Source organism: Shewanella sp. MMG014 (genome assembly GCF_018100775.1).
Taxonomy (GTDB): Bacteria; Pseudomonadota; Gammaproteobacteria; order Enterobacterales; family Shewanellaceae; genus Shewanella; species Shewanella japonica.
Genome location: NZ_JAGJDZ010000002.1, coordinates 406856 through 432103, shown reverse-complemented (window position 1 = coordinate 432103; position 25248 = coordinate 406856). Strand labels below are relative to the sequence as shown.

Sequence of the window (25248 nt, the reverse complement as noted above, 5' to 3'; positions counted from 1 at the left end):
TCAGGTAAGCGCGCACGGTTTTAATTGTGATAATCACTAACTCATGGGAGAGTTTTTCTGCTAAATCTATCTTCAAGAAAGTTATGAGGCCGACGCTTTAATCAAGTAAGGTAAAGTTGACTATTATCATTTCGTTAAACTTGCTAGACCTATTTGGATAATGAGCATGCATTTAGTTACTGTTTTACTATTGATGATTCAACAATGAATTAATTTCATCTAAATTATTATCGCACTATAGCTGAGCAAGCATGTTTTACTATGGTGCGAAATTTACAATCTGGTTTATCCTTCTTTTTTACAAATAGCTGTTATTGACCTTTAAAAGCACAAATACTTCGCCGTTGTTCCTGAGTTATAGTGTCTCGTTATAATTTACTTTGTACACTTATAACTTTTTTGCATAAAAATGTGCCTTTGCAAGCATATTAAATTGCTTTTCACCGTTTTAGTGCATGGTTTGATTGTGTGGGAATGGAGTGAGAGTCATACTATATGGCCTAATTGACTTTATTTTATAACATTGCGATGTCTACTTTCTCTTAATCGGCCAAATACCTCAATGAATATTTATGTGTTTTTGTATGGTTATCTTAGTTTATTTTTACGTATCGGATTGTTATTGCTAGTGGCTCAAACTGAATAAAATCGGGAGAGAGCGATAACTTTAGCAATGCACAAATGCACAAATGCTCATGATGAGTTAATGAGAAGGTAACTTGTTTATCGCTAAGGCAGGCAAGGGCAATTCACACTCTAATATCGAACTTATTTCAGTTAGTGAGAGGTGTTTGTTTGAAGAATTGTGGGCTATTGAGAGTGTACGATGGCATCAAGTCTAATCAATATTTATTAGTTAAATCTTTTCATTCAGGTTTACATGAATTTCAGACAATAAAAAAGCGCCTTATAGGCGCTTTAGAAGTTAATTTAATACGAATTAACGCTTATCTAAACTAACAAAATCACGGTCTTCTGAGCCAGTGTATAACTGACGTGGACGACTGATCTTATGACCTGGTTGGTCAAGCATTTCTTTCCAATGAGCAATCCAACCAACTGTACGAGATAGTGCGAATAGCACTGTAAACATACTTGTTGGGATACCAATTGCTTTCATGATGATGCCTGAGTAGAAATCAACATTTGGATAAAGCTTCTTAGAAACGAAATACTCGTCTTCAAGTGCGATACGCTCAAGTTCCATTGCTACGTCAAGTAGTGGATCTTTAACGTTTAATTCAGCTAAAACTTCATGACAAGTTTCACGCATAACTTTCGCACGAGGGTCGAAGTTTTTATATACACGATGACCAAAGCCCATAAGACGGAAAGGATCCGCTTTGTCTTTTGCTCGTGCAATAAATTCTGGAATGCGGTCTACACTGCCAATTTCTTCAAGCATGTTTAAACAAGCTTCGTTAGCACCACCATGAGCTGGACCCCATAATGAAGCGATACCTGCCGCGATACATGCAAATGGGTTAGCACCTGATGAACCTGCTAAACGTACTGTAGACGTAGAGGCATTTTGCTCGTGATCCGCATGCAAAACAAAGATTCTGTCCATTGCTTTTTCAACAACAGGATTGACTTTGTATTCTTCACATGGGACAGCGAACATCATCGATAAGAAGTTACCTGCGTAACTTAAATCGTTGCGTGGATAGACGAAAGGTTGGCCAATTGAATATTTGTAGCACATTGCTGCAATCGTTGGCATTTTAGAAACTAGGCGGAAAGCCGCAATTTCACGATGTTTTTCATCATTTACATCAAGAGAATCTTGGTAGAACGCAGATAATGCACCAGTAACGCCACAAAGCATTGCCATTGGATGTGCATCACGACGGAAGCCTCTAAAGAAAGAAGCTAATTGTTCATTAACCATTGTGTGGTTTTTTACCATTGCAACAAACTCTTCGTATTGAGTTTTGCTTGGTAATTCACCGTAAAGCAGTAAGTAACAAACGTCTAAATAGTTAGATTCAGTCGCTAGCTCATAAATTGGGTAGCCACGGTGTGTTAGTACACCTTTTTCGCCATCAATGTATGTAATTGCAGACTCGCAAGAGGCTGTTGCTAGAAAACCAGGATCGAAGGTGAAATGACCTGTCTTTCCTAATTTACTGATATCGATTACATCAAAACCAGCAGTTCCCTGCTTAATTGGTAAATCGATTGAATCATTCCCCGGTAACTCTAATTTGGCTATATTGTCAGCCATACCCCGTTCTCCTTACTTCATTCTTTTCTGTGAGTGCGGCATGTTAAGCGGACATTACTTTACAGTGAATCGTGATCACATTTCAATTTAAATAAGCGTTTAAATTTATTAGACCATGGTATAAACCTTGCTAGACGCCTTGCCAGCTGTGGTTTGTTTGCAAAAAAAATGCAAAAAAACAAATTTTGCATAGTGTGACGTTTGTATTTGACAATGGGCTTGAGTATACTTGCCTGCGTCCACAAAGGGCGACAGACATCACATTTTTGAAAACATTTTTTACCTAGCTAAATTAGTGGTTTCTCAAATAGTTAAGTGTTTGATAGTAGTCTGTTATGTTTCAACATTTTGTTTACATATGTGTGTTGGTGTTGCAAATAGAAGCAAAGCAAGATGAATAATAAAAATAATGCTCAATGGAGCTGAGTGAGCAGAACGTGAAAAAGCAAAGACCTGTCCATATAGACCTACAGACCATTCGCTTTCCTGCAACAGCGATTGCGTCAATTCTTCACCGTATTTCCGGTGTTATCATGCTGTTTGCTGTCGGTATTCTTATTTGGATGCTAAATGAATCTTTAGCATCTCCTGAGAGTTTCGCTGGCCTACAATCTCTTTTTGATAACTTGCTCGTTAAGTTTGTTATCTGGGGAATTCTTACTGCGTTGGGTTACCACTTAATCGTTGGCTTACGTCATCTGATTATGGATACCGGTCGTTGGGAAGAGTTAGCCTCAGGCTTAGCTTCAGCAAAAATCGCCTTTGTACTTTCAGCGGCGTTTTCAATCATTGTGGGGATTTGGGTATGGTAACTAATGCAGCAAGCCTTGGACGCAGTGGTGTTCATGACTTTATTTTAATTCGTGCTAGTGCCGTAATTTTAACCTGTTATACCATTTTTATGGTGGGTTTCATTGCGTGTAGCGCCCCATTAACTTACGAAATCTGGCATGGCTTATTTAGCACTTTGCCGATGAAAGTATTCACTCTGCTAGCGTTAGTCGCTGTGCTTATTCATTCGTGGATTGGTATTTGGCAAGTGCTAACTGATTACGTTAAAAATGTATCAGTACGTGGATTACTTCAGTTCGTATTTGTCGTAGCGGCTTTTTGTTATCTAGCTGCAGGCATCATTATAGTGTGGGGTGTTTAAGTGGCTATTCCAGTTCGCGAATTTGACGCAGTAGTGATCGGCGCTGGTGGCGCTGGCATGCGAGCGGCTTTACAAATTTCTAAAGAAGGTAAGAGCTGTGCGCTTTTATCTAAAGTATTCCCAACACGTTCTCATACGGTTTCTGCGCAAGGTGGTATCACTGTTGCGTTAGGTAACGCCCATGAAGATCACTGGGAACAGCACATGTACGATACCGTGAAAGGTTCTGATTTTATCGGCGACCAAGAAGCGATTGAGTTTATGTGTAAGACAGGTCCAGAGGCGGTTATCGAGCTTGAGCAAATGGGTCTTCCATTCTCACGTTTCGAAAACGGCACTATTTACCAGCGTCCATTTGGTGGCCAATCAAAGAACTTTGGTGGTGAACAAGCGGCACGTACTGCAGCGGCAGCTGACCGTACCGGTCATGCTTTGCTTCATTGCTTATACCAACAAAACGTTAAACACAAAACTGAAGTGTTTTCTGAATGGTATGCATTAGATTTAGTTAAAAACGATGACGGCGCAATTGTGGGTTGTACTGCAATTGAAATTGAAACTGGCGAGATTGTTTACTTTAAGTCGAAGGCAACAATTTTAGCAACGGGTGGTGCAGGGCGTATTTACGCTTCTACTACTAATGCTCACATTAACACTGGTGACGGTGTTGGTATGGCAATGCGTGCTGGTGTTCAGATGCAAGACATGGAAATGTGGCAGTTCCACCCAACGGGTATTGCTGGCGCAGGTGTACTTGTAACTGAAGGTTGTCGTGGTGAAGGTGGTTATCTTTTAAATAAAGATGGCGAGCGCTTCATGGAGCGTTATGCTCCTAACGCTAAAGATTTAGCATCTCGTGACGTCGTTGCTCGTTCAATGATGACTGAGATCCGTGAAGGTCGTGGATTAGATGGTCCATTAGGCCCGCACTGTTTACTTAAACTTGATCACTTAGGTAAAGAAACATTAGAAGCGCGTCTTCCTGGTGTTTGTGAACTTTCTCGTACGTTTGCGCATATTGATCCAGCAGATGGCCCAATCCCTGTATTGCCAACATGTCACTACATGATGGGTGGTCTACCCGCTAAAGTTAGTGGCCAAGTTGTTCGCCAGAACGAAGATGGTTCAGAGCAAGATATCGTAGGCTTATTTGCAGTGGGTGAGATTGCTTGTGTATCAGTACATGGTGCAAACCGCTTAGGTGGTAACTCACTGCTTGATTTAGTGGTATTTGGTCGTGCTGCAGGTCAGCATTTAGGTAAAGCGTTAGATGAGACTGCTGATCCTAAAGCACCTTCAGAAGAGCAAATTACTGCTTCACTTGATCGTCTTAATCGCTGGGAAAGCAATAAAGAAGGTGAAGATCCTGCAGTAATCCGTAAAGACTTACAGTTATGTATGCAGCTTAACTTCTCTGTATTTAGAAGTGGCGATGCAATGGCTGAAGGCCTTAAAGAGCTTAAGAAGATCCGTGAACGTTTAGCTAACGCCAAGTTATCTGATAATTCTTCAGAATTTAATACTCAACGTATTGAGTGTTTAGAGTTAGATAACTTAATGGCTACAGCGATTGCAACTGCTTATGCTGCTAACTTCCGTACAGAAAGCCGTGGTGCGCATTCTCGTGAAGATTTCTTAGACCGTGATGACGATAATTGGTTATGTCACAGTGTCTTTGATCCTGTCACTGAACAAATGACTAAGCGTGAGGTCAACATGGAGCCTAAGCTTCGTGATGCATTCCCGCCTATCAAGCGTACTTACTAGGAGAAGCCACGATGAAATTGGAATTTGCAGTTTATCGCTACAATCCTGATGTAGATACTAAGCCTTATATGAAAGATTACAGCTTAGAAGTGGAAGAAGGTACCGATATGATGGTACTGGATGCACTGATGAAGCTGAAAGAGTCAGACCCTGAGTTATCATTTAGACGCTCATGCCGTGAAGGTGTTTGTGGTAGTGATGGCGTGAACATGAATGGTAAAAATGGTTTAGCGTGTATTACGCCTGTTTCTACTTTTAAGGGTAAGAAAATTGAAATCCGTCCTTTACCAGGCATGCCTGTAGTGCGTGATTTAATTGTTGACCTGACTCAGTTCTACACTCAGTACGAAAAAATTAAGCCGTTTCTTATCAATGATGAGAAAACGCCGGCTCGTGAACATTTACAATCACCTGAAGAGCGCGCTCATTTAGATGGTTTGTACGAATGTATCATGTGTGCTTGTTGTTCTACTGCTTGTCCATCGTTCTGGTGGAACCCGGATAAATTTATCGGTCCAAGTGGTTTATTGCATGCTTACCGCTTCTTGATTGATAGTCGTGATACGGCAACTGAAGAACGTCTAGCTGGTTTAGATGATGCTTACAGTGTGTTCCGTTGTCATGGCATCATGAACTGTGTTGATGTTTGTCCTAAAGGATTAAACCCAACTAAAGCAATTGGCCATATTAAGTCAATGCTATTGAAGCGAGCAGTATAAATGCACAGTTTAGAGCTAGGTTTACAGTTTAATTAGCTCTCATTGAGAGTCATCTTCATCTTTGGAGATGACTCTATTGTGTGTATTAGGAAGTCCTTTGTATTTAACTGATTAAAATTATATAGTTAGATACGATTCGATTGCGGTGCAATAGGTATCGTAATTATGATTATGTCGAAGCACGTGTATCAAGTTTTGTAAGGAAAAGTAATGCACCAAGGCATCATGAAAGCTTGGCTCGAATCGTCACATTTAAGTGGCTCTAATTCGACCTACGTAGAAGAGATGTATGAAGCCTATCAAGAAGATCCAAGTTCAGTTTCTGAAGACTGGCAAGTTGTTTTTGATAATCTCCCTGCGGTAAATGGTACTTCTCAAGATATACCTGAAACTGCACACTCTAAAGTACGTGATTATTTCCGCAGTTTAGCATTAGAAGGTCGAGCCAAAGGCGCCAGCCGTGTAACCGATCCTGAATTAGATGCTAAACAAGTTAAAGTTCTCCAGTTAATCAATGCTCACCGTTTTCGTGGTCACCAAAATGCCAATCTCGATCCATTAGGGTTATGGCAGCGTGAGTCAGTATCTGAATTAGACCCAGCGTTTCATGGTCTAGATGCTGAAGATATGCAACGTGAATTCAATACAGGTTCATTTGCATACGGTAGCGACACATTAAAATTAGCCGACATCGTTAAAGCACTTAAGAGCACTTACTGTGGCTCAATTGGTGCTGAGTACATGCATATTACTGATACGGATGAAAAGCGTTGGATTCAACAACGTCTTGAACCATCTTTAGGTAAAGCTAATTACGACATCAGCACCAAAAAACGTATCTTAGAAGGCCTAAATGCTGCTGAAGGTATGGAAAAATACCTTGGCGCAAAATTTCCAGGCGCAAAACGTTTTTCTCTTGAAGGTGGCGATGCATTAGTACCAATGATGCGCGAAATTTTATACCGCGCAGGTGAAGCTGGAACGAAAGAAATCGTAGTTGGTATGGCTCACCGTGGTCGTTTAAACGTACTTGTAAATGTATTGGGTAAACGTCCTGCAGAATTATTTGATGAATTCGCTGGTAAACACGATGAAGTTCAAGGCTCTGGTGACGTTAAGTATCACCAAGGTTTCTCATCAGATTTTGAAACACCAGGTGGTAATGTTCATTTAGCCTTAGCGTTTAACCCATCTCACCTTGAGATTGTTAATCCTGTTGTTATTGGCTCTGTTCGTGCTCGTCAAGACAGACGTGGTTGTAAAGATGGCTTACAAGTTATGCCAATTACTATCCATGGTGATTCAGCAATAACAGGCCAAGGTATTGTTCAAGAGACATTCAATATGTCTCAAGCTCGTGGCTTTAAGGTTGGCGGTTCGATTCGTATCGTTATTAACAACCAAGTTGGCTTTACCACTTCTAACCATGAAGATGTGCGTTCGACAGAGTACTGTACTGACATCGCTAAAATGGTGCAGGCACCCATTTTCCACGTTAATGCTGACGATCCAGAGGCTGTTGCCTTTATTTCTCAGTTAGCCGTTGATTACCGTAACGAATTTAAACGTGACGTTGTTATCGATTTAGTTTGTTACCGTCGACATGGTCACAACGAAGCTGATGAGCCAAGTGCAACGCAGCCGTTGATGTATGCAAAAATCAAAAAACATCCTACGCCACGTAAGATTTATGCCGATCGATTAATTGAAGAAAGCAGTATTTCAGCGGATGATGTAACTGGTTTAGTTAATACGTACCGTGACTCATTAGATGCCGGTGATTGTGTTGTTAAAGAATGGCGACCAATGACATTACATACTGTTGACTGGACGCCATACCTTAACCGTGAGTGGGACGAAAGCTACCAAGCGTCAATGGAACTTGAGCGTTTAAATAATTTAGCGCAAAAGATCGTTGATATCCCTGAAAGCCACAAATTACAGTCTCGTGTCGCTAAGATTTACAAAGACCGCGTATCTATGGCCGATGGTGAAAAACCAGTTGATTGGGGTTTTGCTGAAACCTTGGCTTATGCGTCAATCTTGGAAGATAAAAAACGTGTTCGTATTACAGGTCAAGATTCTGGCCGTGGTACTTTCTTCCATCGTCATGCGGTTCTTCATAATCAAAATGACGGTACCACTTATTTGCCATTACGTAATGTGGCTGATGAGCAAGGTGAAATTGATATTACTGACTCAGTATTATCAGAAGCATCAGTACTGGCATTTGAATACGGTTACGCAACAGCTGAGCCAGGCGGTCTGACTATTTGGGAAGCACAGTTTGGTGACTTTGTTAACTGTGCCCAAGTGGTCATCGATCAGTTCTTATCATCTGGTGAGCAAAAGTGGGGCCGTTTATGTGGTCTAACTATGTTGCTACCTCATGGTTATGAAGGCCAAGGTCCTGAGCATTCATCTGCACGTCTAGAACGTTTCTTACAACTTTGTGCAAACCATAATATGCAAGTGTGTGTTCCTTCTACGCCTGCACAGGTTTATCACATGTTGCGTCGTCAAGTTGTACGTCCTATGCGTCGTCCACTTGTTGTTATGTCGCCTAAATCATTATTGCGTCACCCATTAGCTGTTTCAACTTTAGATGAATTAGCTAACGGAAGTTTCCAAAGTGTCATTGGTGAACTTGATGCATTAGATGCAAGCAAAGTAGAACGCGTTGTCTTCTGTAGCGGTAAAGTGTATTTCGAGTTACTCGACAAGCGTCGTAAGCAAGAAATTACCAATATTGCTATTTTACGTGTGGAACAACTGTACCCGTTCCCACAAGAAGAAATGCAAGCAGCACTTGCTGATTATCAGCATGTTAAAGATTTTGTATGGTGTCAGGAAGAACCTCAGAACCAAGGTGCTTGGTATTGTAGCCAACATCATTTCTGGGCAGCGATTCCAGCTGGAGCTCAATTAACTTATGCGGGCCGTGAAGCATCTGCTGCACCAGCTTGCGGTTATCCAGCGCTTCATGCTCGCCAGCAAGAAGAATTAATCAATAGCGCATTAAAACTGTCGTAATAAAATTTATAAAAAGGAAAGCTTTCCATGAGTATCGAAATTAAGGTACCCGTTTTGCCAGAATCAGTTGCTGATGCAACTATCGCGACATGGCATGTGCAGCCTGGAGAACAGGTTTCTCGTGACCAAAATCTAGTTGATATTGAAACTGATAAAGTCGTACTTGAAGTTGTTGCGCCAGAAGATGGTTCTATTAGCGAATTATTATTCCAAGAGGGCGATACTGTCCTTGGCGAACAAGTTATTGCTAACTTTGTTGCTGGTGCAGTTTCTGGTCAAGAAGTGACTAAAGCTGAAGCGGAAGCAGCATCTCCTGCTGTTGAATCTGATGAATCAAACGATGCACTAAGCCCATCAGTGCGCCGTCTAATTGCTGAGCATAATGTTGATGCTAGCCAATTGAAAGGTTCTGGTGTTGGCGGACGTATTACTAAAGAAGACGTTGAAGCATTTGTTAAGTCTACTCCAGCAGCGAAACCAGCAGCTGCATCAGCACCTGTTGCGCCGCTTGAAGGTCGCAGTCAAAAACGTGTACCTATGACACGTTTACGTAAAACAATTGCTAACCGTCTGCTTGAAGCGAAAAATTCAACGGCAATGCTAACAACGTTTAACGAAGTTAACATGCAGCCAATTATGGACATTCGTAAGCAATATCAAGAAATCTTTGAAAAGCGCCACGGAATCCGTTTAGGTTTTATGTCTTTCTATGTGAAGGCTGTAACTGAAGCGCTGAAACGTTTCCCAGAAGTCAATGCTTCTATCGATGGTGACGAAATTGTTTACCACAACTACTTTGATGTGAGCATTGCAGTATCAACTCCACGTGGTTTGGTTACACCAGTATTACGTGACACTGACACAATGAGCCTTGCTGAAATTGAGAAGAACGTCCGCGAATTAGCGATTAAAGGCCGTGATGGTAAATTATCAGTAGATGATATGACCGGCGGTAACTTTACTGTAACTAATGGCGGTGTATTTGGCTCATTAATGTCAACACCTATTCTAAACCTTCCACAAAGTGCAATCTTAGGCATGCATGCTATTAAAGATCGCCCAATGGCAGTGAACGGTGAGGTTGTTATTCAACCTATGATGTACCTAGCACTATCTTACGACCATCGTATTGTTGATGGGCGTGAGTCAGTTGGATTCTTGGTTGCTATTAAAGACTTCCTTGAAGACCCAACTCGTCTATTGCTTGACCTTTAAGAGTCAACTAGACAATACCCTCGTAGCTGGCTCATAAGAGCCAGTAGGATTTTTTAAGAAGTATATGGATAGATCATCATGAATTTGCATGAGTATCAGGCAAAATCCTTATTTGCCGAATATGGTTTACCAGTTTCTGAAGGCTTCGCTTGCGATACAGCCCAAGAAGCGGTAGAAGCTGCTGGTCACATTGGCGGTGATATGTGGGTTGTTAAGTGTCAAGTACACGCTGGCGGCCGTGGTAAAGCAGGTGGCGTTAAAGTTACCGGCGATAAAGAAGAAATCAGAGCATTTGCTGAAAACTGGTTAGGTAAGAACTTAGTCACTTATCAAACTGACGAAAAAGGTCAGCCAGTTGCTAAAATCTTAGTAGAAAGCTGTACTGATATCGCAAACGAATTATACCTTGGTGCTGTAGTTGACCGTGCAACACGTCGTGTTGTTTTCATGGCATCAACTGAAGGTGGTGTTGAGATTGAAACTGTTGCTGAAGAAACGCCTGAGTTAATTCACAAAGCAATCATCGATCCACTAGCGGGCCCACAACCATACCAAGCACGTGATCTTGGCTTCAAGTTAGGTTTAAACCCAACTCAAATGAAGCAGTTCACTAAAGTGTTCATGGGCTTAGCTAAAATGTTCGAAGACCATGATTTCGCTTTACTTGAAATCAACCCACTTGTTATCACTGACGAAGGCAACATTCACTGTCTTGATGGCAAAATTGGTATCGATGGTAATGCATTGTTCCGTCAACCTAAAATCCGTGAAATGCACGATCCATCACAAGATGATGCTCGTGAAGCACACGCAGCTAAGTTTGAACTTAACTACGTTGCACTAGACGGTAATGTTGGTTGTATGGTTAACGGTGCAGGCCTAGCAATGGGTACTATGGATATCGTAAACCTACACGGCGGCAAGCCAGCTAACTTCTTAGACGTGGGCGGTGGAGCAACCAAAGAACGTGTTGCTGAAGCATTTAAAATCATTCTTTCTGATTCAAATGTTAAAGCCGTTCTAGTGAACATCTTTGGTGGTATCGTTCGTTGTGACATGATCGCAGAAGGTATTATCGGCGCTGTTAAAGAAGTGGGTGTTGAAGTACCAGTTGTTGTTCGTCTTGAAGGTACTAACGCTGAATTAGGTCGTGAAGTTTTAGCTAACTCAGATCTTGATATCATTGCAGCTACCAGTTTAACTGACGCAGCTGAGCAAGTTGTTAAAGCTGCGGAGGGCAAATAATGTCTGTATTAATTAACAAAGATACTAAAGTTATCTGTCAAGGTTTCACTGGCGGTCAAGGTACTTTCCATTCTGAGCAAGCAATTGCTTACGGTACTAAAATGGTTGGCGGTGTTTCTCCAGGAAAAGGCGGTCAAGTTCATTTAGGTCTGCCAGTCTTTAACACTGTTAAAGATGCTGTTGCTGAAACAGGCGCGACTGCTACTGTAATCTATGTACCAGCTCCTTTCTGTAAAGATGCTATCTTTGAAGCAATTGACGGTGGCATCGAGCTAATCGTTTGTATCACAGAAGGTATCCCTACGTTAGATATGCTTCAAGTTAAAGTTAAGCTTGAAGAAACTGGCGTTCGCATGATCGGTCCTAACTGTCCAGGTGTTATCACTCCTGGTGAATGTAAGATTGGTATCATGCCTGGTCATATCCACAAGCCTGGTAAAGTCGGGATTGTTTCACGCTCTGGTACATTAACGTACGAAGCGGTTAAGCAAACTACTGACGAAGGTTTCGGCCAATCAACTTGTGTTGGTATTGGTGGTGACCCAATTCCTGGTACTAACTTCATTGACGTATTGGAAATGTTCCAAAACGATCCACAAACTGAAGCAATTGTAATGATTGGTGAAATTGGTGGTACTGCTGAAGAAGAAGCGGCTGAATACATCAAAGCTAATGTTACTAAACCTGTTGTGTCTTACATTGCTGGTGTTACAGCACCAGAAGGTAAGCGTATGGGTCATGCTGGCGCAATTATCGCTGGTGGTAAAGGTACTGCAGAAGATAAATTTGCTGCACTAGAAGCTGCTGGCGTAAGCACAGTTCGCTCTTTAGCTGATATCGGTAAAGCGTTACGTACTAAAACTGGCTGGTAAATACTAGCAAGTGATATAAAAGGCGCTTCGGCGCCTTTTTTGTTGGGCAACAAACGGTTGATGATGAAATATTATTCATTTTATCATGTGGTTATTGATAAATAGTCAAATCTTGATAAGGTTATTTTACTAAAGTTAAACATGTAGTTAGCCCACAACAATTCAGAATAATAAAGGTTAAGGATAATCGTGTCTCATATAACGCCCGTGATCCCCGCTGTGATTGCAGAAACAGATCGTCTACTCATTCGTCCATTTAATCAGCACGATATAGAAGCTATTTTATTAATGAATAGTAACCCTGATGTGCTGACTTACATCCCACAATCGCCCTTAAAAAGCCTATTAGAGGCTGAACAAGTTTTCAAAGAGGTGATACAAGCAGACTATAACGATAAAGGTTTTGGACGCTGGGCGGTGTACCATAAAGAAGATAAAAAAGTGATTGGTTTTTGTGGGCCTAAATACATTCCCGAATACGATAAAGTGGAACTGGGATATCGCTTTCTTCCAGAATATTGGGGGCAGGGAATTGGTACAGAAGCAGCAAAAGCGGTAATGAATACCCTTAAGCCAATGTTTGATATTGATGAAGTTATTGCGCTCATCTTACATGGAAACGTAGGCTCCGAAAAAGTTGCAGTAAACAATGGCATGTCGTTGTATGAACAAAACATATACAAAGGCCATAAGGTACAGGTGTATCAAAGAATGCTATAAATTATCAACCTATCTGATTGCAATTTAATTTATACTTCGTTAGTTTATAGTCTTCTAAGTAAAGGTAGATATTGTTATTTCTATCTTTGCCTTAGAAGTATCCCCCAAAAACTCTAAGGAAAGAGTCGATCGCAACATTGCGATGTAGGAATAAAGATATGGATATTATCTTCTATGGCTCTTTCTTGTTATTTAAACAAGGAACAAATATGATTCAAAAAGGTTTATATTTAGCCATTCTCACCGCATTTTCTTCTTCTTTATCTACATTAGTGATGGCAGATGATGATTACCAACATGACGGCACAGTGACATATTTTGATCAAACAGAATCAAGTTCAGACGGAACCTTTAAACTCGATTACCGCTATTATTTCTCGTCGATAAATGACAATAAAATCCCTTATTTGCTATCAGGCTATCTTGGTCAGGTGTCAAATATAGGCGGGTTTTACTCAGGAATTGGGAATGATTTTGACCAATACAATATTTCTGGTGAATATGTGTTTGATTCAAAATGGTTTATCAAAGCACAATATTCTAATTTTGAAGCCGACTCTAGTTTCGAAAATGATAATTATGGTGTAACGCTTGGGTACTATTTCAATCCATCTAGTTCTTTTTATATTGAGTATATTCGTAGTTCAGGGGGCTATGATATCAGTGAATCATCATCTTTTAGAAAGTCTGATACTGAGCAAGATAGTATTACTTTAGGTGCTGATACTTACGTTCAATTTGATTGGACTGAAGGTTTGTATTTAAGTGGTCGATATACTTACAGTGATTACACCGTAGATTCAGTGTTTAACGACCCTGACATTAGTGATAGTGGTGGTTCCTATAGCGATAGTAATTCTACCGCTTTAGTGGAAGCGGATTGGTATGTCACTAATTCTTGGTCTGTAGGTGCTTCATATTTTTATGATTTTGATGAAAGTGAGTATGACAGCTGGTTATTAAGCACCGATTATTATTTACCTATAACTGACACAATGGCAGCGGTGTTTACCGCAGCAAAAGAGCTGGATTCTGATATTGATGGTTTCTCTTATAGTATTGGAGTGAATGGTCGATTTTAGTCGAGTCATTTTAGCGATAAAAAAAGCCAGCTTAATGCTGGCTTTTTATTTGTTAAAGTCAATTAACTAAAACAATAAATACTATTCGTCTGCATGATCACAGGTATCATTTGTGCAGTGACCATAGAGATATAAACTATGGTGCGTCAGTTTGATATTGTGGCGCATAGCGATTTCGTCCTGACGACGCTCAATAACTTCATCAGAGAACTCAATAACTTTGTCACATGTTAAACAAACAAGGTGATCATGATGTTTTTGAGTTGACATTTCAAAAACTGCTTTGCCGCTTTCAAAATGATGACGGTTTAAAATACCTGCATCGTCAAATTGGTTTAATACACGGTAGACAGTTGCTAAGCCAATTTCTTCACCAACATCGAGCAATTTTTTGTATAAATCTTCAGCACTGATATGTTGATTTTCAGGGGCTTGCATTAATTCTAGGATTTTAACTCGTGGCAGTGTAATTTTTAAACCTGCTTTTTTGAGTGCTTGATTTCCATCTGTCATTGCTAATCTCTTGATTGCAGAACCTAAAGGTTCATCCGTGGATAGTTAAGTTTATTATATGTGTTGAAATCAGAAACTGGAACCTTTGTTGAAGGTTAATCGACAATATAACTAGATTTTTCTGTTATCTACTAAATAAGCAGCTCATTTTAGTTAAAAAATACACAATAGTCTTACTTATACTAAGGGATTATTGTGAGTTTGCAGCATTTATATCACTATAGGGTTAGTATTTTACTCATGATTAGCAATATAAAATTTACAGTGATCTTTTGCTAAGCTAGTGATTGAGTTGCTTCATATTATAACAATAAGGAAATCAATATGTATCGGCAGATTGTAGTCTTAACTGGCGCAGGAATTTCAGCTGAGTCGGGGATAAAAACCTTCCGAGATCAAGATGGGTTGTGGGAGCAGCATCATATTGAAGATGTCGCCACACCAGAAGGCTATGCTCGAGATATTGATTTAGTGGAACGCTTTTATAATAGTCGTTGGGATAACCTTAACAGTGATGAAATTACGGTCAATCCAGCCCATGTTGCTTTAGCAAAACTTGAAGCGGAGTTTTCTGGCAAGCTACTTGTTATTACACAAAATGTGGATGATTTGCATGAGCGTGCTGGTTCTAAACGTTTATTACATATGCATGGAGAATTAAACAAAGGCCGTTGCCCTCAATCGCAGCAAACGTTCGTGTTACGCGAACCATTTAGTGAAGATAATTGCTGCACCTGTTGTATTCCAGCTAAACGTTTACGTCCTCACATCGTATGGTTTGGTGAAATGCCTTTTGGCATGGACAGAATCCATGATGCACTGGACAACTGTGACTTATTCATTGCAATAGGTACTTCTGGTACTGTCTATCCTGCAGCAGGTTTTGTCGATAGTGCAAATCATCATGGCGCACAAACCGTTGAGGTTAATCTGGCGAAGCCAGATCGACACAGTCAGTTTCAATATCATTTGACTGGAAAAGCAGGGGATATTGTGCCGCAATTAGTAGAAACTATTTTAGCAGGCGAAGTTGTAGGTAACCCATCATTCAATGAACAATTAGCCAATGCTTTATCGGCTTAAGTATTTAGACGTATGTCACTTTCGAAATAAGAATTAATGAATCAAACCAATATAAAGTTAGCCATTATCATGCGAGGTTTACCTGGTAGTGGTAAGTCATACTGGGTGAATGAATTTTTAACAAACCAGGGTATTGATACCGCATTACATGTAAAACAATATGGATATTTTTCAACGGATAAATACTTTGAGCAAGAAGGTCAGTATCTATTTAATCCTAAGTTATTAAGCCAATATCATCAGGCTAATTTAACGGCATTTATCAATGCGTTGGCAAGCAATGAACCATTAGTCATATGTGATAATACCAATGTGGCAAAATGGGAATATATGGCTTACGAGGCTGCTGCTAAAGCCCTAGGGTATCAAGTTCGTGTCGTAGTTATCGGTGATCCTAAAGATAGTCAGCACCAAGCTTTGTGTGCTCAAAGAAATACACATAAAGTGCCACTGAACCATATCAAAACAATGGCGAGGTTGTTTGAACTTGATTAAGTTTTAATGAGAAAAAAGGCGCATTATGCGCCTTTTTAGTTAGCAGAAGTAATTAACTTTACAGGTAATTAGGTTAATAAACTGATTCTTATTTAGTTAGATACAGGCGTTTGCAAATCAATATTGTAAATTGCAAACCCAAACTCATCAGTTAAGTCAGTTCGTTTTGTCATTGGGCGCACTTGATAGTCTTCAACAAACTTATCGGCGATTGCACTGTCTTGAGTTTCAAAGCGAATATCAAGTGTAGTAGCAGTGTCGATAGTAACAAAGTCCCAATTATTATCCGCACTTGGGTCAACTTCGCCATGAGTCTCTGATTCTTCAGAAATATATTGAGCTAACGCCTCGCGGTTAGTATCTGGTAGCTCCATTACAACAAATTCAGCTCCCGTACCAGCAAATTTACCACCAAATGCTCGGTAGTTATTCGAAGCAATAATAAATTCTTTACTTGCTAGTTCATCCCCTGTAAATGTCATGCCATCAGCGTCTGTATAGCTTAAATCAACAATACGACTTGCATCAGCATTGACTACTGCGCAATCACCGTCAAATTTATTAGGCTGAGTCACATCTATCTTATAGTTAACGCCGTCGATAACATCATAGTTATATGTTCTATGAGTATCCCAGTTAATTAAGTTTTGAGCGGCAGTAGAAGTAGGATCAATTTGATTAAATTGATTCGCACTGCACTCAAGCCAATCTTTAACTTCAGCGCCTGTTACTTTAACTGCGACCATGGTATTTGGATAAAGATAAAGATCTGCGGCATTCTTATAAGTTAAATCCCCAGCAGGGACTTGCACATAACTGTCAGCATCAGATGTTGTACTGTGACGCCCACCGGCTTTAAACGGTGCAGATGCTGATAAAACTGGAATGCCTTTTAGAGCATCAACCTTTGAGGCTGCTTCAGCTACAGCGTCAATTTGGGCATTTGATACGATTTGCACGGTTGGATCATCTTGAACAAGCGAGAGGAAGCTGTACATGTCGGTAGATGATTTACCGATTGGCGCATTCACATAATCAAGGGTGGCGTTATGTTCAATTTCAACCATAGCGTGTATATCTGCATCAGGCTCAACAGCGAATTCTTCTGTGGTATCAGTCGCTTTTATAAAAATTGGCCGAGCATCAGATTGGCTGTTGACTACAGTCCAAGCACCATCTTCTTGGGTTAGCGTTAAATCGACTACACCTAAATTATCTCCCCAGCGGCCAGGCATGACCGCTGCAACACCATTAATGGTACCTTTGTCTAAATCAACATTTTCAACGTCAGCAAACTGAGAGCTTGGAAATACAGAGTGACTGTGGCCAAACATGATGGCATCAATACCCTCAACAGTGGTTAATGCCCACGTTGCATTTTCTGCATTCATGTCACTTGGGTTTTCTGATGAGCCAATACCTGAATGTGGAATCGCGATAATAACGTCTGCTCCAGCGGCCTTCATTTGAGGTACGTAACGCTCTGCTGATTCAACGATGCCGCGTGCAATGACTTTGCCGTCAAGGTTTTGTTTGTCCCAAATTTTGATTTGTGGCGGAACGAATCCAATGTAACCAATTTGAATCGTATGCTCGTCACCATTTTTATCAACGACAAGTTGATCTTTAATGATGAAGGGGTCAAACAATGGTTCACCTGCTTTAACGTCTCTGAAGCAATCATCAACTTCACAATAGACGTTGGCACTGATATAAGGAAAGTTTGATTCTGCTGTGGCCTGATCTAAAAAATCTAAACCGTAGTTAAATTCATGATTACCTATGTTACCCACTTCATAATTTAAAGTATTCATTGCTTTATAAGCTGGGTGAGTATCGGCTAATTGGTTAGTCGATTTAAATTCATGAGCAATATAATCGCCCATAGGGCTGCCTTGAAGTAAATCACCATTATCGACTAACACACTATTAGTGACTTCAGTACGTGCTTCATGAATTAGTGCTGCAGTGCGGGCTAAACCGATAGTTTTATCGGTTTGACCACTATAGTAATTATAATCCATGATATTGGCATGGATATCGCTGGTTTCCATGATACGCAAATCAACTTCAATGGTTTTAACATCGTCATCTGATGAGCTACAACCAGTAATACCTAATGCACCCGCAATAACAACTGCTAAAAGCTTTTTGTTCAACATAATAGTCTCTCTTTTAAACGCTTTTTTCTGACCCCGGAGCTTATTATTCTTTTGCTCCATATTGTTGTGAGCAATTTACAGAGATGAAATGTAAATTAATCAATAAAGATTGTATATAAAATAAATCACTGTGTTGTGATCTAGGAACGATAATGTAAGGATAAGTTATTTAAGCTGCGGTTGTGTTAACGGTTGAAGTTTGTGGTAGATATTTAGCATTTTTTTAGTGTTTTAAACTTGAGTGTTCACTTAATTACCTTGCTAATCGCAATTGGTGTTAAATAAGAGGGCGTGTTTGAGTGATGAAGTAATGGAAAAGGGTTGATGACAATGCTCCTGATGTATAGGAGCATTGCCGTTAGCCTGTGGGTTTATCTTGGAAATTTTATTATCGCGCCTTGTTTAAATACTACTTAGGCACTCAAAAGTCGTTCGTATGAATATTGACATTAAACTATTGATTAAGCAGATTTTTATAGTTTTTAGCCAAAATGTCATCAAGTATTGTTGACATATTATTGACGCATTAATTTAAGTCGATACTTAAGTCGATACTTAAGTCGATACTATAAATCGCGAAACCAGAAACTATATTATCAGCTTCAAGTTTGGTCATAGGTCGCTGCTGGTTCTGTTTTATAAATGTATCTGCTAAAGGGGAGTCTTGAGTTTCAAAGCGAATATCAAGCTTAGTGCTTGATTCAATTGTTTTGAATTGCCAGTTGTTATTAGCGCTAGGATCCACTTCACCATTGAGCTCTGATAATTGTGTAATGTATTGAGTTAAGGCTTCTCTGTTAGTATCTGGTAGTTCCATCGCGATATAATCAGCGCCAGTGCCGGCAAACTTATTACCAAATGCGCGGAAGTTATTGGTCGCGACAAGAAAGCTTTTATTTGCAAACTCTTCGCCTTTAAAAATAGTGCCAAAATCATCTGTGTAACTTAACTCAACAATTCGATTTGCATCAGCATTGACCATAGCGCAATCACCATCAAATTTATTAGGTTGAGTCACATCAATTTTGTAGTTAACGCCATCAATGACATCAAAGTTATATGTTCGATGAGTTTCCCAATTAATTAAACTTTGGCTTGCTGCGGAATTTGGATCAATTTGATTGAACTGATTTGCACTACACTCTAACCAATCTTTAACTTGTTTACCTGTTACTTTTACCGCAACTAGGGTATTGGGATAAAGGTATAAGTCGGCAGCATTTTTGTATGACAATTCTCCCGCTGCTACTTGTACATAACTGTCAGCATCAGAACTTGTACGATGACGCCCGCCCGCTTTAAATGGCGCAGCTGCGGATAAAACAGGAAGGTGTTTTAATGTATCAATTTTTGCTGCGGCTCTAGTGACTGCATCTATTTGGGCATTCGACACAATTTGCACAGTAGGATCATCTTGAACAAGCGAGAGGAAGCTATACATATCCGCAGATGATTTGCCTATTGGGGCATTAACATAGTCGAGTGTGGCTTGATGGTCTGGAGCAACCTTTGTATGGATTTCTTTGTCTGGATTGACAGAGAACCCTGCTACTTTATCGGTCTCTTTTATAAAAATAGGGCGAGCCTGTGACAAGCTGTTGGATACTCGCCATTTACCTTCCTCTTGGCGTAATGTTAAATCGATAATACCTAAATTATCTCCCCAACGGCCTGGCATCACAGCGGCGACACCATTAATCGTGCCTGTTTCAATATTGACTTTAGCGACATCAGAAAACTGTGCACTTGGGAAAACAGAGTGGCTGTGACCAAACATGATGGCATCAATGCCTGCAACCGTGGTTAATGCCCAAGTGGCGTTTTCAGCATTCATGTCACCTGGGTTTTCTGATGAGCCAATGCCTGAGTGTGGAATCGCGATAATGACGTCTGCGCCTTGAGCTTTCATTTTAGGTACGTAACGCTCTGCTGATTCAACAATGCCTTTTGCGATAACTTTGCCGTCTAAATTTTGTTTATCCCATACTTTAATTTGTGGTGGTACAAAACCTATGTAGCCTATTTTGATGGTGTGCTTAGCGCCCTGATTATCTATAGCTTCTTGTTCTGTAATGATATAAGGCTTAAATAAAGGTTCACCAGCTTTGACGTCTCTAAAGCAATTATCAATCTCACAATAAACATTGGCGCTTATGTATGGAAAGTTGGCCGCTGCTGTTGCTTGATCTAAAAAGTCTAAACCATAGTTAAACTCATGATTACCAATATTACCCACAGCATAGTCGAGAGTATTCATGGCTTTATAAGCTGGGTGAGTATCGATTAGTTGATTATTTGCTTGGAAAGTATGCGCAATATAATCCCCCATAGGGCTGCCTTGGAGTAAGTCACCGTTATCGACTAACACACTGTTTTTAACTTCAAGGCGTGCTTGTTTTATCAAGGAAGCGGTTCTTGCTAAGCCAATGGTGTTATCGACTCGGCTCGTATAATAATTGTAATCCATGATATTGGCATGGAGATCACTGGTTTCCATGATGCGCAATTCGACTTCTACAGCTGATTTAATTTCATCAGATGAGTTGCATCCACCCAGCGTTAGTGAACTGGCGATAACAATGGCTAAACAGGTTTTATTTAACATAGTTTTTCTCTTACTTGACCCCAGAGCATGCTTTTAGTGCTCTTATTATGTTGATTAATCACATTTTTGTATTCTTTTTAATCGCTAGGAATTATATACAAAGTTAATTACAGAATGATAATTTAGCCAAAATAAAATTAACTATGTCGATTGAACGTACAAACGTCTATTTCATTAGGTTATTACTCTTATTTTTAAAGCATTTCAGGATTTAATGTTGCAGGCAGGGTTAAAAGAAAAATAATTAAGACAATAAAAAAGGCGCCGAAGCGCCTTTTAAAGGTTGAGATAAATTACTTATCTTCTAATAAACCACGGCTTCTTAACAATGGCTCAATACCCGCATCTTTACCACGGAATTGACGGTAAAGTTGCATAGGATCGGCGCTACCACCTTTAGACAGAATATTATCTCTGAAGGCTTGTGCCGTTGCTGGGTCGAAAATACCATTTTCTTTAAACGCTTCAAATGCATCTGCGCCTAAGATATCTGACCAAAGGTAACTGTAGTAACCCGCTGAGTAGCCACCCGCGAAAATGTGCGAGAAATACGTACTACGGTAACGTGGAGCAATTTCTTTAATCAGCCCCATATTGGCTAATGATTCAGCTTCAAATTTTGCTGCATCACGTACAGTGTTATCAGTTAATGTGTGCCAATCTAAATCCAGTTTTGTTGCGGCCATATATTCAACTGTCGCAAAACCTTGGTTAAATTTACTTGCTGCTTGGATTTTTTTGACTAATTCTTGCGGGATAACTTCGCCTGTTTGATAGTGCTTAGCAAATTGCGCTAATACTTCAGGTTGGGTCATCCAGTTTTCCATGACTTGTGATGGGAATTCAACATAGTCACGTGGTACTGATGTACCAGCTTGTGAGCGATATTCTACGTCAGACAAAATCCCGTGTAGTGCATGGCCGAACTCGTGGAATAAGGTGCTTGCTTCGTCAAACGTTAGCAGTGCTGGCTCATCACCCGTTGGGCGAGGGTAGTTCAGTACGTTTACAATGATAGGCTTTGATTCAACGCCATTCATGTTGTATTGCTGGCGGTATGAGTTCATCCAGGCGCCACCACGTTTACTGTCACGTACGTAGTAATCACCCATAAATACAGCTAAGAATGAACCATCTTTATCATAGACTTCCCATGTTCTAACATCTGGGTGATATTTTGGTAAATCAGTACGTTCTTTCACTGTGATGCCAAATAGACGGTTGGCTGTATAAAATACGCCATCTAAGGTTGCTTCAAGCGAGAAGTATGGACGTGTTTGTTGTTCATTGAAACTGTATTTAGCAACACGGATTTGATCTGAGTAATACCACCAATCCCACGCTTCTAATTTGAAGTCGCCACCTTGTGAGTCAATGAGCTTTTGCATTTCGACAACTTCAGCATTTGCTTGAGCAAGTGCTGCTGGCCAAACTTTGTCTAATAATCCATATACATTTTCAGGTGTTTTAGCTGTGCGCTCTTCTAGTACAAAATCAGCGTGGGTTTTGTACCCCATTAATTCAGCTTTTTCTGCACGTAATGAAGCAATTTTCGCTAAGGTTTTTTTGTTGTCATTCGCGTTGTCGTTATTAGCGCGTTCGATATAACCTTTAAATATTGTTTCACGCAGCTCACGGTTTTCTGCATAGGTTAAAAATGGCGTGATAGAAGGGCGTTGCGTTGTGAAAACCCATTTACCATCATGGCCACGTTTAGTGGCTGTCGCAGCAGCACTATCAATAATATCTTGTGGTAAACCTGCTAAATCAGCTTTGTTATCAATAATTAGCTCAAAAGCATTGGTTTCAGCTAATAAGTTATCGCCAAACTCAAGATTAAGCTTACCAATTTGCTCATTTAGTGAACGTAATGTGGCTTTGTCTTCAGCTGATAAGTTAGCACCGCCACGGGTAAAACGTTTGTAGGTGTCTTCAAGCAATTTAGCTTTAGCTGTATTGAGGTTTAAGCTGTCTTTTTGTAAATAAACGGCTTTAACACGCTTAAACAACTCATCATTTAATAAAATGTCATCGCTTGCTGCTGATAGCATTGGTGACACTTCTTTTGAAATTTCTTGAATCGCTGGGTTTGTATGCGCGCCAGTAAGGTTATAGAAAACACTAGCAACTTTTGTTACTAATTCACCTGAGAACTCCATTGCTTCGATGGTATTTTCAAATGTTGGTTTTTCTGGATTCGCAACAATAGCGGCTATTTCAGCTTTTTGAGCGGCGATACCTGCTTTAAAGCCCGGTAAGTAATGTTCATCTTTTATTTTATCGAAATCAGGGATTTCCATAAAAGTACCGTATGGTTTAAAGAATGGGTTGTTAGCATTTTGCTCGATGATATTGCTAGCCACGACATTTGGTGCTTGTGTCGTGTTGGTTTGTACATTGTCATTGGCACAAGCACTTAACATGACTGTGAGTGCCATAGCTGAAACAAGCGGTTTGAGGGTTAGTCCCTTCATAGTTATTTCCCTGTTTGCATAAGAATGGTTAAAAATGAGCTTTTAATCGAATGGTCGGTTTAAGCTTCTGTTTATCATTATTACATTATGATTTGTGACTAGTTTATCAAGTTTTGGTCGTAATCTTGTTTTAGTTTGTAACAAAAAATAAAGGGACCTGATGTTTATCAGATCCCTCTAGCATTTCAATTGAAGGGGGGAGTATGAAATGCTTAAAACACAATCACTAAAACTTAATTTAAGACTATGATGTTATGTCGTTTTTATGGCTTTAAAATCACTTTTACGCTGCCATCGACATCAGCTTCATCAATGTAGCCAATCGCATTAGGGTTTGAAGCTACTGCTGACTTCATCGCCGCGGCATCATTTACTGTTGCTGGTGGGTTTCCTTTACCAGTAAATACCTGCTTTGACCAGAATGCTTTCAGTTGTGAATCGGATTTGCCTGTGACAGCACCATGAAACTCTGAACGTGTTGCATTACCTTCAGCAAGTTCATAAACCACTGCAGATTTCGAGCCTTTACCTAAAAATAATTTTTTAGCATCTGATGCGCTAATATCTGCCGCTCCAGGTGCACCAATGACGACAACTGCTGCTTGAGCTGACATAACTGAACACACGCTAAGCGCTAAAATAGATAGGATTTTTTTCATTTTATCGCTCCTTAAAATACAACGTCGAACTGAACTGTGTACACTGTAGTGTCATCAAACTCTTGGGCTATGTTGGTATCAAAACCGCCAGAGGTGTCACCGAAGTCAGTGGCATGGGTTACGTCAAACTTAAGGGCTAAGTTATCCATAGCATCCCAACGAACACCTGCACTGTATGCTGTGCGCTCGCCGTTAAAAATTGCAGCGTGAACAGGATTAGTTCTTACGTCATTATCTTTAGTTTCGTAATAAGATGCAGTCACATAAGGTGTAAATGCATTGATACGGTAACCTAAAGTGACATAACCTGCGTCAGAATCTGGGTACTCTTCATCAGTTTCGATACGAGTCCATTCAGCAATGGCTAAGAAAGAGCCGTTGTCATAGCTTCCGCCTAGACCTACGAATGTACCTGTAGCATCATTAATGTCTAGAATATCAACAGTAACGTCAATAGAAATTGGTAAACCTGTTGAAGGGTCTGTTCCACCGTCTACTGACATTTGTCGTGTGACTGTGCCATCAAGAGTTGCTTGACCGTAAACCGCCCGCAAAGTCCATGTTAAATCAGTCCAGTTAACATTGGCGCCGAAAATATTTCCGATATCAATACCTGAGTCTTCAGACTGACCACCAAAAGCTTGAATTGTTAATGTTGAGTCATCAAACTCAATATCATAACTTGCATCACCGCCGGTGTAAGATGTGAAAGGAACCGCATCATAAACTTCTGAAGGTGGACGTACGAATGGCTGTGCGTAACCCACGTCTAAGTAATCAGAGTACATAAATAAAGGTACACGAAGTTTACCAGCACGAGCCTGAAGGCCATTTTCAAAACGGTGTGAGATATAAGCCCACTCAGCTTCTACTTCCCAATCGTTGCTGCCTTTCATCATAAGCTGCATTACGGCTTGAGTTTGATCTGTAATGGCAAAGGTACCTTGAAGACCAAATTTACTGCCGTCATCGAAGTTAGCAGAGGTAGTCGCACCTGCATAACCTGTGTTATTGTCAGAGCTGATATATGCACCAGTCATGAAGCCATTGAAGCTAAAACGTTCTGTTAAGCTTGCATTTTGGCTTGCTTGAAGTGATTGCACTTGTTGTTCAAGCTTGGCAATTTTCTCTTCACTTGTTTCTTCAGCTGCGACATAGGCAGGAAGCATTGCAACAGAAATAGCTAAGGGTAGCGCTTTCAAGTTGAATTTCATGGTGTAACTC

Annotated in this window: 19 protein-coding genes; 12 read left to right on the top strand and 7 right to left on the bottom strand. The window is 40.2% G+C overall.

Annotated features, from left to right (window positions below; all coding sequences use genetic code 11):
* Window positions 1–940: 940 nt before the first annotated feature.
* Window positions 941–2227, bottom strand: coding sequence for a citrate synthase (locus tag J8L86_RS04870; protein WP_055023362.1), 1287 nt, complete (start codon window positions 2225–2227; stop codon window positions 941–943).
* 416 nt (window positions 2228–2643) lie between these two features.
* On the opposite strand from J8L86_RS04870, the gene sdhC reads away from it, so the two are divergent.
* From sdhC to J8L86_RS04820, 10 genes are all read left to right on the top strand, one after another.
* On the top strand, window positions 2644–3039 hold the full coding sequence (gene sdhC / locus J8L86_RS04865) for a succinate dehydrogenase, cytochrome b556 subunit (protein WP_065107843.1): 396 nt from the start codon (window positions 2644–2646) through the stop codon (window positions 3037–3039).
* Window positions 3033–3380: a succinate dehydrogenase, hydrophobic membrane anchor protein gene (gene sdhD / locus J8L86_RS04860; RefSeq protein ID WP_055023360.1), complete on the top strand. Its 348-nt coding sequence runs from the start codon at window positions 3033–3035 to the stop codon at window positions 3378–3380. Before sdhC ends, sdhD begins: the two co-directional genes overlap by 7 nt.
* Window positions 3381–5147: a succinate dehydrogenase flavoprotein subunit gene (gene sdhA, locus J8L86_RS04855; protein ID WP_211029025.1), complete on the top strand. Its 1767-nt coding sequence runs from the start codon at window positions 3381–3383 to the stop codon at window positions 5145–5147.
* 11 nt (window positions 5148–5158) lie between these two features.
* Window positions 5159–5866 (top strand): succinate dehydrogenase iron-sulfur subunit, encoded by a 708-nt coding sequence (locus J8L86_RS04850; RefSeq protein WP_055023358.1) that lies wholly within the window; start codon window positions 5159–5161, stop codon window positions 5864–5866.
* 210 nt (window positions 5867–6076) lie between these two features.
* Complete coding sequence (gene sucA, locus J8L86_RS04845) at window positions 6077–8899, top strand: 2-oxoglutarate dehydrogenase E1 component (RefSeq protein ID WP_055023357.1); 2823 nt, start codon at window positions 6077–6079, stop codon at window positions 8897–8899.
* A 27-nt stretch (window positions 8900–8926) separates the two neighbouring features.
* The gene (gene odhB, locus J8L86_RS04840) at window positions 8927–10114 is read left to right on the top strand and encodes a 2-oxoglutarate dehydrogenase complex dihydrolipoyllysine-residue succinyltransferase (RefSeq protein WP_065107844.1); all 1188 of its coding nucleotides are present in this window, start codon (window positions 8927–8929) and stop codon (window positions 10112–10114) included.
* 78 nt (window positions 10115–10192) lie between these two features.
* On the top strand, window positions 10193–11359 hold the full coding sequence (gene sucC / locus J8L86_RS04835; RefSeq protein ID WP_065107845.1) for an ADP-forming succinate--CoA ligase subunit beta: 1167 nt from the start codon (window positions 10193–10195) through the stop codon (window positions 11357–11359).
* Window positions 11359–12231 carry a succinate--CoA ligase subunit alpha gene (gene sucD / locus J8L86_RS04830; RefSeq protein ID WP_055023354.1) on the top strand — a complete coding sequence of 291 codons (873 nt, stop codon included), beginning with the start codon at window positions 11359–11361 and terminating at the stop codon, window positions 12229–12231. Before sucC ends, sucD begins: the two co-directional genes overlap by 1 nt.
* A gap of 219 nt (window positions 12232–12450) precedes the next feature.
* Window positions 12451–12951: a GNAT family N-acetyltransferase gene (locus tag J8L86_RS04825; RefSeq protein WP_211029170.1), complete on the top strand. Its 501-nt coding sequence runs from the start codon at window positions 12451–12453 to the stop codon at window positions 12949–12951.
* Window positions 12952–13109: 158 nt separating this feature from the next.
* Entirely contained in the window at window positions 13110–14033 is a 924-nt protein-coding gene (locus tag J8L86_RS04820; protein ID WP_211029016.1) for a hypothetical protein, read from the top strand.
* 81 nt (window positions 14034–14114) lie between these two features.
* Here the strand turns inward: J8L86_RS04820 and fur are convergent, their stop codons facing one another.
* Window positions 14115–14546, bottom strand: coding sequence for a ferric iron uptake transcriptional regulator (gene fur, locus J8L86_RS04815; RefSeq protein ID WP_055023351.1), 432 nt, complete (start codon window positions 14544–14546; stop codon window positions 14115–14117).
* Between the two features lie 324 nt (window positions 14547–14870).
* Here fur and cobB point away from each other — a divergent pair, with 324 nt between their 5' ends.
* Complete coding sequence (gene cobB, locus J8L86_RS04810) at window positions 14871–15629, top strand: Sir2 family NAD+-dependent deacetylase (RefSeq protein ID WP_055023350.1); 759 nt, start codon at window positions 14871–14873, stop codon at window positions 15627–15629.
* Between the two features lie 36 nt (window positions 15630–15665).
* Complete coding sequence (locus J8L86_RS04805; RefSeq protein WP_211029014.1) at window positions 15666–16124, top strand: ATP-binding protein; 459 nt, start codon at window positions 15666–15668, stop codon at window positions 16122–16124.
* A 92-nt stretch (window positions 16125–16216) separates the two neighbouring features.
* On the opposite strand, the gene J8L86_RS04800 is transcribed toward J8L86_RS04805, so the two are convergent.
* The 5 genes from J8L86_RS04800 to J8L86_RS04780 form a co-directional block, all read right to left on the bottom strand.
* Window positions 16217–18286, bottom strand: coding sequence for a bifunctional 2',3'-cyclic-nucleotide 2'-phosphodiesterase/3'-nucleotidase (locus J8L86_RS04800; protein ID WP_211029005.1), 2070 nt, complete (start codon window positions 18284–18286; stop codon window positions 16217–16219).
* A 526-nt stretch (window positions 18287–18812) separates the two neighbouring features.
* A complete protein-coding gene (locus tag J8L86_RS04795; protein WP_211029003.1) occupies window positions 18813–20891 on the bottom strand; it encodes a bifunctional 2',3'-cyclic-nucleotide 2'-phosphodiesterase/3'-nucleotidase in 2079 nt (692 codons plus the stop codon).
* Between the two features lie 293 nt (window positions 20892–21184).
* Window positions 21185–23365 (bottom strand): M3 family metallopeptidase, encoded by a 2181-nt coding sequence (locus tag J8L86_RS04790; RefSeq protein ID WP_065107850.1) that lies wholly within the window; start codon window positions 23363–23365, stop codon window positions 21185–21187.
* Between the two features lie 263 nt (window positions 23366–23628).
* Entirely contained in the window at window positions 23629–24024 is a 396-nt protein-coding gene (locus tag J8L86_RS04785; RefSeq protein ID WP_065107851.1) for a phosphate ABC transporter substrate-binding protein, read from the bottom strand.
* A gap of 11 nt (window positions 24025–24035) precedes the next feature.
* Complete coding sequence (locus tag J8L86_RS04780; RefSeq protein ID WP_065107852.1) at window positions 24036–25238, bottom strand: hypothetical protein; 1203 nt, start codon at window positions 25236–25238, stop codon at window positions 24036–24038.
* Window positions 25239–25248 lie beyond the last annotated feature (10 nt).